The organism is Streptomyces sp. NBC_01235 (assembly GCF_035989285.1).
Lineage (GTDB): Bacteria > Actinomycetota > Actinomycetes > Streptomycetales > Streptomycetaceae > Streptomyces.
On record NZ_CP108513.1, the window covers coordinates 2773213 to 2789317 of the forward strand.

Sequence of the window (16105 nt, forward strand, 5' to 3'; positions counted from 1 at the left end):
AAGTGGCAGTTCAGCAGGCGGTTGGTCCGGACCCGTACTTTCCGGGCAACGGTGACTCCCGGTACCGGGTGCACCGCTACGAGCTCGCGCTGGACTACCGGCCCGGGCCGAACCGGCTGTCGGGCACGGCCCGGATCAACGCCATAGCCGGGCGGTCGCCGCTCTCCGAGTTCCAGCTGAATCTGGCCGACTTCAAGATCGGCCGGGTCCGCGTGGACGGGCGTCAGCCGCACTACACGCACCGGGGCGGCAGGCTGCGCGTGCGTCCCGCCAAGCCGATCCGCGCCGGGGCCGCCTTCACGGTGGAGGTGCACTGGTCGGGCAACCCGAAGCCGGTGAACAGCCCCTGGGGCGGGATCGGCTGGGAGGAGCTGGGTGACGGGGCGCTGGTGGCGAGCCAGCCCGTCGGGGCGCCGTCCTGGTACCCGTGCAACGACCGGCCGGCGGACAAGGCGTCGTACCTGATCTCGATCACGACCCCGTCGTCGTACTCGGTGGTGGCGGGCGGTCGGCTGCTGACGCGGACCACGAAGGCCTCGACGACCACGTGGGTGTACGAGCAGGCGGCGCCGACGTCGAGCTATCTGGTCGGGCTGTCGATCGGCAAGTACCAGACGGTCCTGCTGGGCGATCCGGGTCTCGGCGGCGTCCCGCAGCACGGGCATATTCCGGCGCACCTGCTGGCGGAGTTCTCGCGGGACTTCGCGCGCCAGCCCGGGATGATGCACCTCTTCCAACAGCTCTTCGGGCCCTACCCGTTCGACGAGTACGCGGTGGTGGTGACGGAGGAGGAGCTCGATGTCCCCGTCGAGGCACAGGGGTTGTCGCTGTTCGGTGCCAACCATGTGGACGGGGCGCGGGGTTCGGAGCGACTCGTGGCGCACGAGCTGGCGCACCAGTGGTTCGGCAACAGCGTGTCCATCGCCGACTGGCGGCACATCTGGCTGAACGAGGGGTTCGCGAAGTACGCGGAGTGGCTGTGGTCGGAGCGGTCGGGTGGCCGCAGCGCGCAGCAACTCGCCGCCGTCGCCCACCGGTTGCTGTCCGGGCAGCCGCAGGACCTGCGCCTGGCCGACCCCGGCCGCAAGTCGATGTTCGACGACCGGCTCTACGAGCGCGGCGGCCTCACCGTGCACGCGCTGCGCTGCGCGCTGGGCGACGAGGTGTTCTTCCGGATGCTGCGCGCCTGGCTCGGGCTGCACCGGGGCGGGGCGGTGACGACGTCGACGTTCACCGCGCACGCGGCACGCTTCGCACCGGAGCCGCTGGACGACCTGTTCGAGGCGTGGGTGTACGGGGCGGCCCTGCCACCGCTGCCGGTGCCGTCGATGGCGCGGGGCGCGGAGTCGGCGTAGGCGGTTTCTCCGCCGCCCGCCCGGCCGGCAGCAGCCGCACCGCCACCTTGCCGCCGACCCTGCCCCAGCGCCCTCGGGCACCGCGGGTGGCCGCGGCCGGCAGCAGCCGCGCCCACCGCCACCGGCGAACACGCCGACGAGCGGCACCGGGCCGGGCCCGCCAGGGCAGCCGCATCCGGCGGGTCGTCGCTGCGCATACGCAGTCGCCACGCGGCCGAGCGGCAACAATCACGCCGCCACCTTGCCGCCGACCCTGCCCCAGCGCCCTCGGGCACCGCGGGTGGCCGCGGCCGGCGGTTCACCCCAGGGCGCCCTCGCGGGTCGGCGGTCCGGGCACAATGGAGCCCATGTCCCGACGCACCGCCCGCCCGCGACAGCGCGCGTCCGCCGCCGCCTCTCCCGCCGCCTGCCCCTGCGGCCTCCCCGAGCCGTACGAGGGGTGCTGCGGCCGTTACCACGCCGGCACGGGTGGCGCGGGTGCCCCCACCGCCGAGGCGCTCATGCGCTCGCGCTACAGCGCGTTCGTGAAGGGCGACTCGGGGTACCTGCTGCGGACCTGGCATCCGGCGACCCGGCCGGAGCGGCTCGATCTCGATCCGGGGATGCGGTGGACGGGCCTGGAGATCCTCGCCACGGCCGACGGGAGCGCCTTCCACACGACCGGGACGGTGGAGTTCCGGGCGTCCTACCGGGGCGGTGCGCTGCACGAGCGCAGCCGGTTCGAGCGGGTGGCCGGGGCGTGGGTGTACGTGGACGGGGAGTTCCCGGCTTAAGGGGATTTCCCGGCATGACACGTCACGGCGCTCGTCACGGCGCCAGGATGTCCAGTTCCTGGAGGGCGCCCACCGTGATCTCGCGCGTGAGGTGTTCCGCGCGGGCCGCGTCGCCCTCGCGGACCGCCTCCGCGACCTGGACATGGAGGGTGACGGCGGCCGGGTCGGGGTCCTCGAACATGACCTCGTGGTGGGTGCGTCCGGCCAGGACCTCCGCGACGACGTCGCCGAGGCGGGCGAACATCTCGTTGCCGGAGGCGGCCAGGATCACCCGATGGAAGGCCACGTCGTGGAGAAGATACCCCTCCAGCCTGTGGCCGCGTGAGTTGGCCACCATGCCTAGCGCGCACTCGGTCAGCTCGGCGCACTGCGCCGCCGTGGCGTGCTTCGCCGCCAGGCCCGCCGCGACCGGCTCGATCGCCGAGCGCAGGACGGTGAGCGAGCGCAGCTGGTGCGGGCGGTCGGCGCCGGCCAGGCGCCAGCGTATGACCTGCGGGTCGTAGACGTTCCACTCGGCCTTCGGCCGCACCGTCACGCCCACCCGGCGACGGGACTCGACCAGGTGCATGGACTCCAGGACGCGGACCGCCTCACGCATCACCGAGCGGGAGACGTCGAAGCGCTGGGCCAGCTCGTCGGTGCGCAGGACACTGCCGGGCGGGTATTCGCCCGCGGTGATCGCGGGGCCCAGCGCGTCCAGTACTTGGCCGTGCAGACCTCGGCCCGGAGTGGTCATGCACACAGAGTACGGGGTAGATCACTCCGCCAAAAAGTCAGACTTATTTGTCACAGACTCTTGAATTCGTCGTACCTAATCGGTTTCAGTGTCGTCGGCGTCCGTCGACGTCAGATGTCGAGGAAGACAGCGAGGCACAGATGCGCACCCCCCATGTCGTCGTGGTGATGGGCGTCGCCGGCACGGGCAAGACCACCATCGGTCCCCTGCTCGCCGCCCGGATGGGCGTCCCGTATGCCGAGGGCGACGACTTCCATCCGCAGGCCAACATCGCCAAGATGTCGGCCGGCACCCCGCTCGACGACGACGACCGGTGGCCGTGGCTCGACGCCGTCGGCGCCTGGGCGGACGGGCGGGCCGGGCTCGGCGGGGTGGTCAGCTGCTCGGCGCTGAAGCGGTCGTACCGCGACCGGCTCAGGGCCGCCGCCCCCGGCGTCGTCTTCGTGCACCTCGCGGGCGACCGATCGCTGATCGAGGACCGCATGGCGCACCGGCAGGGTCACTTCATGCCCACCGCGCTGCTGGACTCGCAGTTCGCCACGCTCCAGCCCCTCCAGGCCGACGAGGCGGGCGTCGCGGTCGACGTCTGCGGCACCCCCGAGGAGATCACCGACCGGGCCGCGAAGGCACTCGACGAGCTTCCCGACACCCGGCCTCGGTGACCACCCCCGAAGCACTCCCGAACCACCCCCGCAGCACCCCTCCCCTCCCCCATCCCCATCCCCATCACACCAAGGGACTCCCCTGTGACCAGACTCAACGTCGAGCTGCTGGCAGCGGACACCGTCGAGCCGATCACCTCGGCCGGCCACGCGCAGCTGGGCATCGCCGTTCTGGCGGGCATCGCCGTGATCGTCCTGCTCATCACCAAGTTCAAGCTGCACGCCTTCCTGGCGCTGACCATCGGCTCGCTCGCGCTGGGCGCGTTCGCCGGGGCGCCGCTCGACAAGGCCATCGCCTCCTTCACCACCGGGCTCGGCTCCACGGTCGCCGGCGTGGGCGTGCTGATCGCGCTGGGCGCGATCCTCGGCAAGCTGCTCGCGGACTCCGGCGGCGCCGACCAGATCGTCGACACGATCCTCGCCAAGGCGGGCGGCCGCTCGATGCCGTGGGCGATGGTGCTGATCGCCTCGGTGATCGGTCTGCCGCTGTTCTTCGAGGTCGGCGTGGTGCTGCTGATCCCGGTCGTGCTGATGGTCGCCAAGCGCGGCAACTACTCGCTCATGCGGATCGGCATACCCGCGCTGGCCGGTCTGTCGGTGATGCACGGCCTGGTCCCGCCGCACCCCGGTCCGCTGGTCGCGATCGACGCGGTCGGCGCCAACCTGGGCGTCACCCTGGCGCTCGGCGTGCTCGTCGCCGTCCCGACCGTCGTCGTCGCGGGTCCGCTGTTCTCCCGCGTCGCCGCCCGCTGGGTGGACGTCCCCGCCCCCGAGCGCATGATGCCCACACGGCCGTCCGAGGACCTTCAGAAGCGGCCAGGTTTCGGCGCCACGCTCGCCACGATTCTCCTGCCCGTCGTGCTGATGCTGTCCAAGGCGCTGGTCGACATCGTCGTGGACGACCCCGAGCACAGCGTGCAGCGCGTCTTCGACGTCGTCGGCTCGCCCCTGATCGCCCTGCTGGCGGCCGTCCTCGTCGGCATCTTCACACTGGGCCGGCCCGCGGGCTTCAGCAAGGAGCGGATCTCACAGCTCGTCGACAAGGGGCTCGCTCCGATCGCGGGCATCCTGCTGATCGTCGGCGCGGGCGGCGGCTTCAAGCAGACGCTGATCGACTCCGGCGTGGGCCGGATGGTCCTGGACATCTCCAAGGACTGGTCGATACCGGCCCTGCTGCTGGCCTGGCTGATCGCCGTGGCGATCCGGCTGGCCACCGGCTCGGCGACCGTGGCGACGATCTCCGCGGCCGGCCTGGTCGCGCCGCTCGCGGCGGACATGTCGACGACGCACACGGCCCTCCTCGTCCTGGCCATCGGCGCCGGCTCGCTCTTCTTCAGCCATGTCAACGACGCCGGGTTCTGGCTGGTGAAGGAGTACTTCGGGCTCAGCGTCGGCCAGAACATCAAGACCTGGTCGGTCATGGAGACCATCATCTCCGTGGTCGCCGGGGGCCTGGTCCTGCTCCTCTCACTGGTCGTCTAGGGGTACGGGAATGAGCCACCCTCTGTTCGACATCAGCGGCCGGACCGCCCTGGTCACCGGCTCCAGCCGGGGCATCGGCCTCGCGCTGGCCCGGGGCCTGGCGGAGGCCGGCTGCACGGTGGTCCTCAACGGACGCGACGCCGAGCGCCTGGAGCGGGCCGCCGCCGAGCTGCCCGGCGACCGGGTCCACGTGGCCGCCTTCGACGTCACCGACGGTCCGTCCGTCGCCGCCGGAATAGCGGACGTCGAGGACCGGGTCGGCCCGCTCGACATCCTGGTCAACAACGCGGGCATGCAACTGCGCGCCCCGCTCCTGGAGTTCACCGACTCCGACTGGCACCGCATCCTGAACACCAACCTCACCAGCGCGTTCCTCGTCGGCCGCGAGGCGGCCCGCCGGATGACGGAACGCGGCCACGGCAAGATCGTGAACATCTGCTCGCTGCAGAGCGAGGTGGTCCGCCCCGGCATCGCGCCCTACGCGGCCACCAAGGGCGCGCTGAAGATGCTCACCAAGGGCATGTGCGCGGACTGGGGGCAGTACGGCGTCCAGGTCAACGGTCTCGGCCCCGGCTACATCGAGACCGAGCTGACCGGGCCCCTGGTCCGGGACGAGGAGTTCAGCGCGTGGGTGCGGCGCCGCACCCCGGCCGGACGGTGGGGCCGCACCGAGGACCTGGTGGGCGGGGTGCTGTTCCTCGCCTCTCCCGCGGCGGACTTCGTCAGCGGGCAGGTGCTGTACGTCGACGGCGGTATGACGAGTGTGCTCTGAGAGGGGCGTGACGACGGATGCTGGGTTGTGTGATCCACGGTCAGGACGACCTGCGCGTCGAGGAGTTGGCGTCGCCGGTGCCCGGACCGGGTGAGGTGCTCGTCGCCGTCCGCTACGGCGGGGTCTGCGGCTCCGACCTGCACTACTGGCGGCACGGCGGGGTCGGCGACTTCCGTCTGAGGGAACCGATGGTGCTGGGGCACGAGGTGGTGGGGGCGGTGGTCGCCCACGGCCCGTCCACCCCGTCAAGTCTGCTTCCCGGTACGGCGGTTGCCGTGCACCCCGACCACGACGACGACCGCTGGCACGACCACCGCGCCCGCCCCGCGCCACGTCTGCGTCATCGGCCTGGGACCGATGGGCCGCGCGCTGGCCTCCGCGTTCCTCGCCGCCGGCCACCCGCTGACCGTCTGGAACCGCACACCGGGCCGGGCCGGCGACCTGGCGGAGCGGGGCGCCCGCGTCGCCGCCTCCGTCGAGGAGGCGGTACGCGACGGGGACGTGATCGTCGTCTGCCTGATGGACTACGCCGCCGTACGCGCCGTCCTCGACCCGCCGACCGCGAACTGGGCGGGGCGGGTTCTGGTCAACCTCACCAGCGGGGGCGCGGGCGATGGCGCACTGGGCGGCCGGGCACGGCATCGGCTACCTGGACGGCGCGATCCTCACCCCGACCCCGACGATCGGGACGTCGTCGGCCGCGCTGCTGTTCAGCGGGGCGGCGGAAGCCTACGAGGCCGTACGGGAGACGATGGCGGCCCTCGGTGGCACCGGTAGGTACCTCGGTGCGGAGCCCGGGCGGGCCGTCGCCCACGAGGTCGCCCTGTTGGACCTGTTCGCGACCTCGGTGCACGGCATGGCCCACGCCTTCGCGCTCGCCTCGGCCGAGGGCATCGCGCCCCAAGACCTCGCACCGGCCGCCGTGGGCATGAGCGGTCTCCTGGCCGAGATGATCCCGCGCTGGGCGGACCAGTTGGAGGCCGGCCGTTTCCCCGGCGAGCGCTCCACCATGGCCTCGGCGGCGACGACGCTCGCGCACCTGATCGACTCGTCCGCCGCCCACGGCCTGGACGTGGGCGCCCTCACCTCGGCGAAGCGGGCAGCCGACCGGGCGGTCGCCGCCGGCCACGGCTCGGACGGCCTGGCCCGCTTCGCCACGGTCCTGCACACGCAGGCGTCGGGCGCGGCCGAGGCCGGCTGAGAAGCGCCGGCTACGGGCGCCACAGGCGGTGTTCCCGCTTCGCCCACTCCTGGCTCACCGAGCCCGTGCGCATGCCGCGCCGGGCCTCGGGGTCGCCCAGGGCCATGCCGATGTGGCCGGCCAGCACGACGCCGATGGTCAGGGCCAGCCAGTCGTGGACGAAGGTCGCGCTGGTGCGCCACATGATCGGGGTGAGGTGGGTGAACCACATCAGCAGGCCCGTGCCGAGCATCACCAGCGTCGCCCCGGCGATCCACGCCGCGTAGATCTTCTGCCCGGCGTTGAACTTGGCCGCCGGACGCGACTCCCGGCTCTTGTCCCGGCGCAGGGCCGCGCGCAGCCAGCGGCGGTCGTGCGGGCCGAAGCGGTTGAGGTGTCCGAGGTCGGCGCGGAACGCGCGGGAGGCGAGGCCCGCCAGGACGGGCACGGGCAGGGCGAGGCCCGCCCACTCGTGGACGCGGACCACCAGCTCGCGGCGGCCGACGAGCTGCGCGAACTCGGGGATGTACAGGAAGGACGCCGTCACCACGCACACGCCCATCAGAACGGCCGTGGTGCGGTGCACCCACCGTTCGGCGCGGGTGAAGCGGCGGACGGTGGTGGCGGCCGGCGGCGCCTCAGCTCGTAGGCTCATCGTCCCGTCCGTTCGAACGGCCGACCCAGGCGTCGACGTCGTAGCCGCGGTTCTCCCAGTAGCCGGGCTTCACCTTCTCGGTGACGGTGATGCCGGAGAGCCACTTGGCGGACTTGTAGAAGTACATGGGCGCCACGTAGAGGCGGACTGGGCCGCCGTGGTCGTGGCCGAGGTCCTTGTCCTGCATGCGCAGCGCGACCAGGACGTCGGCGCGGCGGGCCTGGGCCAGGGTGAGGCTCTCGGTGTAGGCGCCGTCGAAGCAGGTGAAGCGGATCGCGCCGGCCTTCGCCTGCACACCTGCCGCGTCGAGGAGGGCGGACAGCCGGACGCCCTCGAAGGGGGTGCCGGGAACCCGCCAGCCGGTGACGCACTGGACGTCCTTGACCATCCGGGTCTGGGGCAGGGCCTTGAGGTCGGCCAGGGTGTAGGTGGCGGGGCGGTCGACCAGGCCGTCGACGGTGAGGCGGTAGTTCGTGGCGTTCCGGTGCGGGACGGACGAGGTCACCGAGTAGTAGCGGAAGCCGCCGCCGTTGGGGAGCAGGCCGGTGAGGCCGGTGGGGTCCCTGTCGGCGGCGCTGCCGAGGAAGGCCTCCAGGCCGCGCTGGAGCGGGGGCGCCGCGACGACCCCCACGGCGCCGAGGGCGAGGGTGCCGAGGAAGACGCGGCGGCCGACGGGGGTACCGCGTTCGCCGGGCGCCATGGGCGCTCCGGATGGCTCGGACGGTCCGGATGGTTCGGAGTTCACCTTTCCATTCGAGCACTCGGGGTCCGGCGGGGCCAGTGATCCAGGGTGGCCGTCAGATTTCCGTCATCACTTCTTACCGGGCTCTCAGTCCGAGGGAGGTGTGCCGGTCCCCACAACGGCGGCGCGGGCCGCGTGGAAGGCCCGGTGCGGGTCGCGGTCCGGGTACGACCAGGGCTCGGGGGTGGCGTGCCGCCCGATGTGGTGGAAGAGGGCGGCGGCCTCGGCACCGCTGCCCTCGCAGACCTTGGCGTGGGCGAGGAAGTTCAGATCGATCAGGTGGCGGGGGTGGCCGTCGTGCTCCCGTCCGTCGTGTTCCCACTCCAGCCACCAGTCGAAGGCGGCCTTCATCACGTCCCGGGCGCGGCCGTCCCGCCAGTGCCCGGAGGCGGCGGGGTCGGGGGGCGCGAAGCCGTGCGCGGCCAGGACGCGGTAGCGCTCGGCGTGCGCGACGACCGGGAGGATGGCCAGCGGGGAGTCGGCGGGCGCCTGCTCCGCGGCCCAGGCGGCGAAGTCGTAGACCTCGTGCAGCGGGTCCGGAGCGCCGTCCGCGCGGCGTTCCGCGAGCCGGGCGACCATCAGGTGGTGGGCGTGGTGGTGGTCGCGGTGCCGGGACCGGACCTCCTCGAAGATCCGGACCGCCTCCGCCCCGCTGTCGCGCTCCAGCCGGAGCAGCCCGAGCCAGGGGGTGGGGTCGGCGGGCGCGAGCTCGGCGGCCTCCCGGCAGGCCGCTCGGGCGACGGCGGCATCCTCCTGGCCTCGCAGGACTCGTCCGACCTGGGCCAGGGCGAGCAGCACGGCGGCATCGGCGCAGGCGGGGTCGGCGAGCAGCCACTCGTGGGCCCAGGCGGCCGCGTACGGTTCGAGGGCGAGGACGGCGACCCGGTGTGCGCGGCGGTCCCAGTCGTCGCCGGTGCGGGCGAGCAGGGAGCGGGCGGGCTGCCGGCGGCCCTGGGCCAACGCGGCGCGGGCGACGCCGAGTTCGGTGTCGTCGAGGGCCGGGTCGGAGGTCGGTAAGGGCACCGCGGGACATCCTCGCGTTTCCTCGGCGGCGGCTCTGGCGTCGGCCCGCGACCGGCCGATCACTCACAGCCAATCCGTAGCCAGCGCTTACCGTCAAGTTCCGGGGACCTGCGACAGGTGTCAACCACCCCTGGAGGTAAGGACCTTGGGTCTTCTCCGCCCCAGGCCGGACCCTCCGCGGCCGGGCGCCGACGGTTTCGGTGTGGCGTACGCCATGGCGTGGCCCGGCCGGAGCGCACACCATGGTCGTACGGTCGCCGTGCACCCCCGGCCCTGTCCCCGGGTGCCTCGGCCGAGTCGAACGCCCGGTTCCGGGTACTCCCGGAAGCAGGCTGCCGGATGGTCCCGGAGCTGAGTTTCCGGGCACTCCCAGGGGTACCGAGGGCCCTGGGACGCTACAGTCGGCCACTACGCACCCCGTCCGTGGTCCGACCGGATGATCGAGGTACGCAGCGTGTCGGTTCTGGTTCTGGTACTCGCCGTGAGCGCGGCCTGCTGCCTGGGCTTCGGGTTCGTGCTCCAGCAGAACGCCGCACAGAAGGCGCCGCTCGGCGACTTCCTCTCACCGCGTCTGCTGCTCGACCTCATGAGGGTGCCGCGCTGGCTGGGCGGCATCGGCCTCATGGTGGCCGGCATGGCGTTGGGCGCGGTCGCGCTCGGCCAGGGCGAGATCTCCCTGGTGGAACCGCTGCTCGCGACGAACCTGCTCTTCGCCCTCGCGCTCTCCCGCCACCAGACGAAGCAGCCGCTGGGCCGCCAGGGCTGGGCGGGCCTGGTCCTGCTCGCCGGCGGGGTGACGACCTTCATCGTGGCGGGCGAGCCGCGCGGGGGCAGCGCGGTCTCCGATCCGCTGCGGCACTGGCTGATCATCGGCGTGATGATCGGAGTGGCCCTGCTGCTCACCACGTACGCCAAGCGCTCCCGGCTGAGCTCGGGCCCGGTGCTGCTGTCGCTCGCGGCCGGTCTGCTGTACGGGGTCCAGGACGCGCTGACTCGCGTCAGCGGCCAGCGCTTCTCCGCGAACGGCCTCGGTGAGCTGCTGACCGGATGGCAGCTGTACGCGGTGCTCGCCCTCGGCGTCACCGGGCTCGTGCTGGTCCAGAGCGCCTTCGAGACGGCGCCCCTGCGGATGTCGCTGCCCGCGCTGACCGCGGCCCAGCCCCTCGCCGGCATCATCTGCGGGGTGGGCTTCCTCGGCGACCGGTTGCACACCGGCACCGGCGCGCTGGCCTGGGAGGCGGCGGGGCTGGCGGCGATCGTCGCGGGCATCGTGCTCCTCGGACTGCACCCGGCGATGCCGCGGGGAACGGCGCCGCGCGAGCAGGTGCCTGACTTCCAGCCGCAGTAGCCCGGGCGCCGCAGCGGGCGTCGGCCTCGGCGGGCCTGCTTGGATGGGGCCATGAGCGCTGCTGACGAGATCCTCGACATCGTCGACGAGAACGACCGGGTCGTCGGCCAGGTCCCGCGCGGGCAGGCGTACGCCGAGGGGCTGCGCCACCGCTGTGTGTTCATCCAGGCCACAGACGCCGAGGGCCGGATCTTCGTGCACCGCCGCACCCCGGTCAAGCTGGTCTTCCCCTCCCTGTACGACATGTTCGTCGGCGGGGTGGTCGGCGCGGGCGAGTCCTACGACGACGCCGCCCTGCGGGAGGCCGAGGAGGAGCTGGGCGTGAGCGGTCTGCCCCGCCCCGAGTTCCTCTTCAAGTTCCTCTACGAGGACGGCGCCGCCGGGAGCTGGTGGTCGGCCGTCTACCAGGTCCGCTGCGAGCTGCCCGTGAGCCCGCAGGTGGAGGAGGTGGCCTGGCACGACTTCCTCCCCGAGGAGGAGCTCGAACGGCACCTGTCCGGCTGGGAGTGGGTGCCGGACGGGCTCGCCGCGTACGAGCGGCTCAGGGAGCACCGGGCGACGCGCTGAGCAACGCGGGCGGCGGGTAGGGTCCTGCGGGTGATCGAGTTCGTGCAGAACGTCCGGTTGTGGTTCGCTCCCGAGCAGATCCGGGAGGAGGGCAGCACGCCCGACTACCGGTTCTCGCTGGCGAACGAGCGCACGTTCCTGGCCTGGCTGCGCACCGCGCTCGCGCTGATCGGCGGGGGCTTCGCGGTGGACCAGTTCCTGCCGGACCTGCGCTGGGGCTGGCGGGTCGGGCTGGCGCTCGCGCTGCTGGCGGCGGGCGTGCTGTGCTCCCTGCGCGCGGTGAACCACTGGATGCGCTGCGAGCGGGCGATGCGCCGGGGCGAGGACCTGCCCGCGTCCCGCTTCCCGGCGCTGCTGGGCGTGCTGGTCGCGGTGGTGGCCGTGGCGATGGTCGTCGTTGTGCTGGTGGGGTGGGAGGGGTGAGCGAGGAGGTCCGGCCTGCGCGCGACCCCGGTCTGCAGCCCGAGCGGACCCGGCTCGCCTGGCGGCGGACGACGCTGGCGAGCACCGTGGCCTCCGTGCTCGCCGTGAAGGCCGCGCTGCACGGCGGTGTGTCGGTGTTCGGGGTCGTCACCGGCGCGCTGGCCTGCGGCCTGTGGCTGGCCTTCCTGCTGATCGCCCACCACCGGATCCGCGCCCTCGCCGCCACGCCGAGCCCGGCGGCCCTCGCCCCCCGGCACGCCACGGCGGCGGTCCTGTGCGCGGTGGCCACGGCGGTGTGCGCCGCGGCACTGGTGCTCTGACCCCTACCAGTGCCGTGACAGGCGACGTTCGCCCCGTCGCGACGCCCGACACGCTCCCCCACTGCCTCAAAGGCGTGGGAGGTGCCCCCACTCGCCGCACCGGCCGAAGCCCCAGGCACAGGTACGTCCAGTACGAGGGCCTTCGGCCGGCACTCCCCCAGCCATCGGCCGGGGGACCCCCCAGAGCACGCACCGGGCACCGCTCCTTCACGGGCAAACGGTGCCTGCCACGGCACTAGGCGCCCTCACCGCTCTCCCCGCTCTCCCCGTCCTCCCCGTCCTCCGCGTCCCAGTCCACCGTGACGACGATCTTGCCGCGGGTGCGGCCCTCCTGGTTCAGCCGGTGGGCGTCGGCCGCGCGTTCCAGCGGGAAGGTCTCGGAGACGTGCACGGACACCACGCCCTGTTCGGCAAGTTCCGCCAGCCGGGTGAGGTCCTCGGCGTCGGGCCGCACCCAGTAGTACCGGCCGCCGTAACCGACGACGTCCCCGTCGGCGATCGACACCAGGCGTCCTTCCGGGGCCAGCAGGTTGGCGGAGACCTTCAGGGTGTCGCCGCCGACCGTGTCGAAGGCCGCGTCCACGCCCTCGGGGGCCAGCCCGCGCACCCGTTCGGCCAGTCCCTCGCCGTAGGTCACGGGCTCGCCGCCCAGCGAGCGCACGAAGTCGTGGTTGGCCTCGCTCGCCGTACCGATGACCCGGGCGCCCAGGTGCCGGGCGAGCTGCACGGCGATGGAGCCGACGCCGCCCGCGGCCGCGTGGACGAGAACGGTCTCGCCCCGCTTCACCTGCAGGGCCTTGGTCAGCACCTGGTAGGCGGTGAGCCCGACCAGCGGCAGGCCCGCGGCCTCCTCCCAGCCGAGGTTGCGCGGCTTGCGGGCGAGGGTGCGCACCGGGGCCGCGACGTACTCGGCGAAGGTGCCCCGGGAGAGGAAGTCCTCGCGGACATAGCCGATGACCTCGTCGCCGACCGTGTACTCCGCGACGGACACCCCGAGCTGGACGACGACCCCCGAGACGTCCCAGCCGGGCACCACCGGGAAGACGGCGTCGAGGATCGGGTCCAGGTAGCCCTCGCGGCACTTCCAGTCGACGGGGTTCACGGCCGCCGCCCGGACCTTCACCAGCACCGAGTCGGGGCCGACCTTGGGGTCGCGTACCTCACCGTATGCGAGCGTCTCGGGGCCGCCGTAGCGTGCGTAACTGATGGCCTTCATGGGTCCGACACTCCGGGGTCTCCGGACGCCACGCAAGCCGAATGAGCCGATATGCGGAGTCCGCGTGGCAGCCTGTCCGACGTCATCGCCCGCAGCCCGCTCCTCGAAGGTGAGCACCTCATGACCACCCTCCACCGCGAACACTCCACCCACACCCACACGCACGGCCCGGACTGCGGGCACACCCGGGTGAGTCACGGCGACCATGTCGACTACGCCCACGACGGACATCTGCACCGTGAGCACGACGGCCACTGGGACGAGTGCGAGCCGGGCGGACACACGGCCCACGACGGGCACGAGCACCGGCACGGCGAGGACTGCGGGCACGCGCGCGTGCGGCACGGCGACCACGTGGACTACCTGCACGACGGCCACCGGCACGCCGAGCACGACGACCACTGGGACGATCACTGGCCGAGACCGGAAAACGCCTGCCGACGGCTCCCCGGGCTTCTGCCCGCAGAGCCGTCGTCCTAGGGTGGCCCCGATCACGTTGAGTGCCACCACTGGACTCCATACCGACCGGTCGGCATGATGGGCGGGTCCCGTTCACCGTCCGTAGGAGCGACGCATGAGCCCCGACCACCCACCCGGACTCGACCTCGACAGGCTGCGCGCCCTGCTGGAGCGCGAGCGTCCCGGTCTGGTCCACGGCCCCCTCACCGGCCGGCTGATCGAGGGCGGACGGTCGAACCTCACCTACGCGGTCTCCGACGGCGAGGCGAAGTGGGTCGTACGGCGGCCCCCGCTCGGACACGTCCTGGCCACCGCGCACGACATGAAGCGCGAGCACCGGGTGATCAGCGCCCTGCACCCGACGAACGTTCCGGTGCCGCGCCCGGTGCTGCTGTGCGAGAACCCCGACAACGGGGCGGTGCTCGGGGCGCCCTTCTACGTCATGGAGTTCGTCGAGGGCACCCCGTACCGCACGGCCGACGAGCTCGTCCCGCTCGGCGAGCGGCGCACCCGGGACGCGGTGCTGTCGCTGGCGGACACGCTGGTGGAGCTGCACGCGGTGGACCCCGCCGGGGTGGGCCTGGCCGACTTCGGCCGTCCCGAGGGTTTCCTGGACCGGCAGCTGCGCCGCTGGGGCAAGCAGCTGGACGCCTCCCGCAGCCGCGACCTGGCCGGGATCGACGAGCTGCACGCGGCGCTCGGCCGCGAGCTGCCCTCCTCCCCCGCCCCGACGGTCGTGCACGGCGACTACCGGCTCGACAACGTCCTGATCGGCCCCGACGACACGATCCGGGCGATCCTCGACTGGGAGATGTCGACGCTCGGCGACCCGCTGACCGACCTGGGCCTGCTGGTGATGTACAGCGTGCCGCTGGAGCTGCCGAACTCCCCCATCTCCACGACCGCCTCGGCCCCCGGGCACCCGTCGCCGGCCGAGCTGGTGGAGCGGTACGCGGCGCGCTCCGGGCGGGACGTCTCGGCGGTCTCCTGGTACACGGCGTTCGCCTGGTTCAAGCTCGCCGTGATCCTGGAGGGCATCCACTACCGGTACACGCTGGGCCAGACGGTCGGGCGCGGCTTCGACCGCATCGGGGAGCTCGTCCCCGTCTTCATCGAGCACGGACTGACCACTCTCCAGGAAGGCTGACCGGCATGGACTTCGCGTTCGACGCCCGCACCGAGGAACTCCGCGCCAAGCTGCTCGCCTTCATGGACGAGTACGTCTACCCGGCCGAGTCGGTGGCGGAGGAGCAGCGGGCCGCGCTGGCGTCCCCCTGGGACACCCCGGCCGTGGTCGAGGAGATCAAGGCGGAGGCGCGCAGGCAGGGCCTGTGGAACCTCTTCCTGCCCGACGCCGAGCACGGCGCCGGCCTCACCAACCTCCAGTACGCGCCGCTGGCCGAGATCACCGGCCGCTCCCCGCACTTGGCGCCGACGGCCCTGAACTGTGCCGCGCCGGACACCGGCAACATGGAGGTGCTCGCGCAGTTCGGCGACGAGCGCCAGAAGAAGCAGTGGCTGGAGCCGCTGCTCGCCGGGGAGATCCGCTCGGCGTTCGCGATGACCGAGCCGGAGGTCGCCTCCTCGGACGCCACCAACATCACCACGCTCATCGAGCGCGACGGTGACGACTACGTCGTCACGGGCCGCAAGTGGTACATCTCCGGGGCGATGAACCCCGACTGCAAGATCTTCATCGTGATGGGCAAGACGGACCCGGACGGCGCCGACATCCGCCGTCAGCAGTCCATGGTGCTGGTGCCGCGCGACACGCCTGGCGTCACGGTCGAGCGGGCCATGAAGGTCTTCGGGTACGAGGACCACTCCCACGGCGGCCACGCCGAGGTGATCTTCGACCACGCGCGCGTGCCGGTGACGAACCTGATCGGCGAGGAGGGCGGCGGCTTCGCCATCGCGCAGGCCCGGCTGGGCCCCGGCCGCATCCACCACTGCATGCGGCTGATCGGCATGGCGGAGCGGGCGATCGAGCTGATGTGCCGCCGCGCCGTCTCCCGGGACGCCTTCGGCAAGGCACTGGCCCAGCAGGGCGTGGTCCACAACTGGATCGCGGACGCGCGCGTGACGGTCGAGCAGCTGCGGCTGCTGGTGCTGAAGACCGCCTGGATGATGGACACCGTCGGCAACCGGGGCGCCCACGCGGAGATCCAGTCCATCAAGATCGCGACGCCCCGCGCGGTCGTCGACATCATCGACCGGGCGATCCAGCTGCACGGGGCGGGCGGCGTCAGCCAGGACTTCCCGCTTGCCGAGCTGTACGCCGCGGCGCGCACGCTGATGATCGCCGACGGGCCGGACGAGGTGCACCAGCGGTCGCTGGCCCGGCGGGAGCTGAAGAAGTACCTGTAGACGGCGGGCGTCACCGCCACGAAAG

At 72.7% G+C, this 16105-nt stretch carries 17 protein-coding genes and 3 pseudogenes; 15 read left to right on the top strand and 5 right to left on the bottom strand.

Annotated elements, in window-relative coordinates:
- Positions 1–2: 2 nt before the first annotated feature.
- Both OG289_RS11920 and OG289_RS11925 read left to right on the top strand, forming a co-directional pair.
- Positions 3–1355 carry a M1 family metallopeptidase gene (locus OG289_RS11920; RefSeq protein WP_327313980.1) on the top strand — a complete coding sequence of 451 codons (1353 nt, stop codon included), beginning with the start codon at positions 3–5 and terminating at the stop codon, positions 1353–1355.
- 347 nt (positions 1356–1702) lie between these two features.
- Positions 1703–2128 (top strand): YchJ family protein, encoded by a 426-nt coding sequence (locus OG289_RS11925; RefSeq protein WP_327313981.1) that lies wholly within the window; start codon positions 1703–1705, stop codon positions 2126–2128.
- 34 nt (positions 2129–2162) lie between these two features.
- Here OG289_RS11925 and OG289_RS11930 read toward each other — a convergent pair whose 3' ends face one another.
- On the bottom strand, positions 2163–2864 hold the full coding sequence (locus OG289_RS11930; RefSeq protein WP_327313982.1) for a FadR/GntR family transcriptional regulator: 702 nt from the start codon (positions 2862–2864) through the stop codon (positions 2163–2165).
- A 140-nt stretch (positions 2865–3004) separates the two neighbouring features.
- Here OG289_RS11930 and OG289_RS11935 point away from each other — a divergent pair, with 140 nt between their 5' ends.
- The 6 genes and pseudogenes from OG289_RS11935 (at position 3005) to OG289_RS11960 (ending at position 6981) form a co-directional block, all read left to right on the top strand.
- Positions 3005–3526: a gluconokinase gene (locus tag OG289_RS11935; RefSeq protein WP_327313983.1), complete on the top strand. Its 522-nt coding sequence runs from the start codon at positions 3005–3007 to the stop codon at positions 3524–3526.
- Positions 3527–3610: 84 nt separating this feature from the next.
- Entirely contained in the window at positions 3611–5008 is a 1398-nt protein-coding gene (locus OG289_RS11940) for a GntP family permease (RefSeq protein ID WP_327313984.1), read from the top strand.
- 10 nt (positions 5009–5018) lie between these two features.
- Complete coding sequence (locus OG289_RS11945) at positions 5019–5780, top strand: SDR family oxidoreductase (RefSeq protein WP_327313985.1); 762 nt, start codon at positions 5019–5021, stop codon at positions 5778–5780.
- A gap of 17 nt (positions 5781–5797) precedes the next feature.
- Positions 5798–6064 (top strand): annotated as a pseudogene (locus OG289_RS11950) (alcohol dehydrogenase catalytic domain-containing protein); the annotation flags it as partial.
- A 73-nt stretch (positions 6065–6137) separates the two neighbouring features.
- Positions 6138–6320, top strand: a pseudogene (locus OG289_RS11955) (NAD(P)-binding domain-containing protein); the annotation flags it as partial.
- A gap of 73 nt (positions 6321–6393) precedes the next feature.
- Positions 6394–6981, top strand: coding sequence for an imine reductase family protein (locus tag OG289_RS11960; RefSeq protein ID WP_327313986.1), 588 nt, complete (start codon positions 6394–6396; stop codon positions 6979–6981).
- A gap of 10 nt (positions 6982–6991) precedes the next feature.
- Here the strand turns inward: OG289_RS11960 and OG289_RS11965 are convergent, their stop codons facing one another.
- From OG289_RS11965 to OG289_RS11975, 3 genes are all read right to left on the bottom strand, one after another.
- Positions 6992–7615: a cytochrome b/b6 domain-containing protein gene (locus tag OG289_RS11965; protein WP_327313987.1), complete on the bottom strand. Its 624-nt coding sequence runs from the start codon at positions 7613–7615 to the stop codon at positions 6992–6994.
- Positions 7599–8315 carry a molybdopterin-dependent oxidoreductase gene (locus tag OG289_RS11970; RefSeq protein WP_327313988.1) on the bottom strand — a complete coding sequence of 239 codons (717 nt, stop codon included), beginning with the start codon at positions 8313–8315 and terminating at the stop codon, positions 7599–7601. Before OG289_RS11970 ends, OG289_RS11965 begins: the two co-directional genes overlap by 17 nt.
- A 129-nt stretch (positions 8316–8444) precedes the next feature.
- A complete protein-coding gene (locus OG289_RS11975) occupies positions 8445–9380 on the bottom strand; it encodes a hypothetical protein (RefSeq protein WP_327313989.1) in 936 nt (311 codons plus the stop codon).
- A 454-nt stretch (positions 9381–9834) separates the two neighbouring features.
- On the opposite strand from OG289_RS11975, the gene OG289_RS11980 reads away from it, so the two are divergent.
- The 4 genes from OG289_RS11980 to OG289_RS11995 are packed head-to-tail and all read left to right on the top strand — an operon-like array spanning position 9835 to position 12038.
- Positions 9835–10728 (top strand): DMT family transporter, encoded by an 894-nt coding sequence (locus OG289_RS11980; protein ID WP_327313990.1) that lies wholly within the window; start codon positions 9835–9837, stop codon positions 10726–10728.
- Between the two features lie 51 nt (positions 10729–10779).
- Positions 10780–11295, top strand: a complete 516-nt coding sequence (locus tag OG289_RS11985; RefSeq protein WP_327313991.1) for an NUDIX hydrolase — start codon at positions 10780–10782, stop codon at positions 11293–11295.
- A 30-nt stretch (positions 11296–11325) separates the two neighbouring features.
- Complete coding sequence (locus tag OG289_RS11990) at positions 11326–11718, top strand: YidH family protein (RefSeq protein ID WP_319670274.1); 393 nt, start codon at positions 11326–11328, stop codon at positions 11716–11718.
- Positions 11715–12038 carry a DUF202 domain-containing protein gene (locus tag OG289_RS11995; protein ID WP_327313992.1) on the top strand — a complete coding sequence of 108 codons (324 nt, stop codon included), beginning with the start codon at positions 11715–11717 and terminating at the stop codon, positions 12036–12038. Before OG289_RS11990 ends, OG289_RS11995 begins: the two co-directional genes overlap by 4 nt.
- A 235-nt stretch (positions 12039–12273) precedes the next feature.
- Here the strand turns inward: OG289_RS11995 and OG289_RS12000 are convergent, their stop codons facing one another.
- Positions 12274–13254: an NADP-dependent oxidoreductase gene (locus OG289_RS12000; RefSeq protein WP_327313993.1), complete on the bottom strand. Its 981-nt coding sequence runs from the start codon at positions 13252–13254 to the stop codon at positions 12274–12276.
- Between the two features lie 120 nt (positions 13255–13374).
- Between OG289_RS12000 and OG289_RS12005 the strand changes: the two are divergent.
- From OG289_RS12005 to OG289_RS12015, 3 genes and pseudogenes are all read left to right on the top strand, one after another.
- Positions 13375–13668 (top strand): annotated as a pseudogene (locus OG289_RS12005) (hypothetical protein); the annotation flags it as partial.
- A gap of 160 nt (positions 13669–13828) precedes the next feature.
- A complete protein-coding gene (locus OG289_RS12010) occupies positions 13829–14860 on the top strand; it encodes a phosphotransferase family protein (protein WP_327313994.1) in 1032 nt (343 codons plus the stop codon).
- Positions 14861–14865: 5 nt separating this feature from the next.
- Positions 14866–16080: an acyl-CoA dehydrogenase family protein gene (locus tag OG289_RS12015; RefSeq protein ID WP_327313995.1), complete on the top strand. Its 1215-nt coding sequence runs from the start codon at positions 14866–14868 to the stop codon at positions 16078–16080.
- Positions 16081–16105 lie beyond the last annotated feature (25 nt).

Coding starts and splice junctions, on each gene's coding strand:
- OG289_RS11935 (WP_327313983.1), top strand. CDS start 3,005: ATGCGCACCCCCCATGTCGTCGTGGTGATGGGCGTCGCCGGCACGGGC.
- OG289_RS11985 (WP_327313991.1), top strand. CDS start 10,780: ATGAGCGCTGCTGACGAGATCCTCGACATCGTCGACGAGAACGACCGG.
- OG289_RS11930 (WP_327313982.1), bottom strand. CDS start 2,864: ATGACCACTCCGGGCCGAGGTCTGCACGGCCAAGTACTGGACGCGCTG.
- OG289_RS12000 (WP_327313993.1), bottom strand. CDS start 13,254: ATGAAGGCCATCAGTTACGCACGCTACGGCGGCCCCGAGACGCTCGCA.
- OG289_RS11970 (WP_327313988.1), bottom strand. CDS start 8,315: ATGGCGCCCGGCGAACGCGGTACCCCCGTCGGCCGCCGCGTCTTCCTC.
- OG289_RS11960 (WP_327313986.1), top strand. CDS start 6,394: ATGGCGCACTGGGCGGCCGGGCACGGCATCGGCTACCTGGACGGCGCG.
- OG289_RS12010 (WP_327313994.1), top strand. CDS start 13,829: ATGAGCCCCGACCACCCACCCGGACTCGACCTCGACAGGCTGCGCGCC.
- OG289_RS11925 (WP_327313981.1), top strand. CDS start 1,703: ATGTCCCGACGCACCGCCCGCCCGCGACAGCGCGCGTCCGCCGCCGCC.
- OG289_RS11945 (WP_327313985.1), top strand. CDS start 5,019: ATGAGCCACCCTCTGTTCGACATCAGCGGCCGGACCGCCCTGGTCACC.
- OG289_RS12015 (WP_327313995.1), top strand. CDS start 14,866: ATGGACTTCGCGTTCGACGCCCGCACCGAGGAACTCCGCGCCAAGCTG.
- OG289_RS11965 (WP_327313987.1), bottom strand. CDS start 7,615: ATGAGCCTACGAGCTGAGGCGCCGCCGGCCGCCACCACCGTCCGCCGC.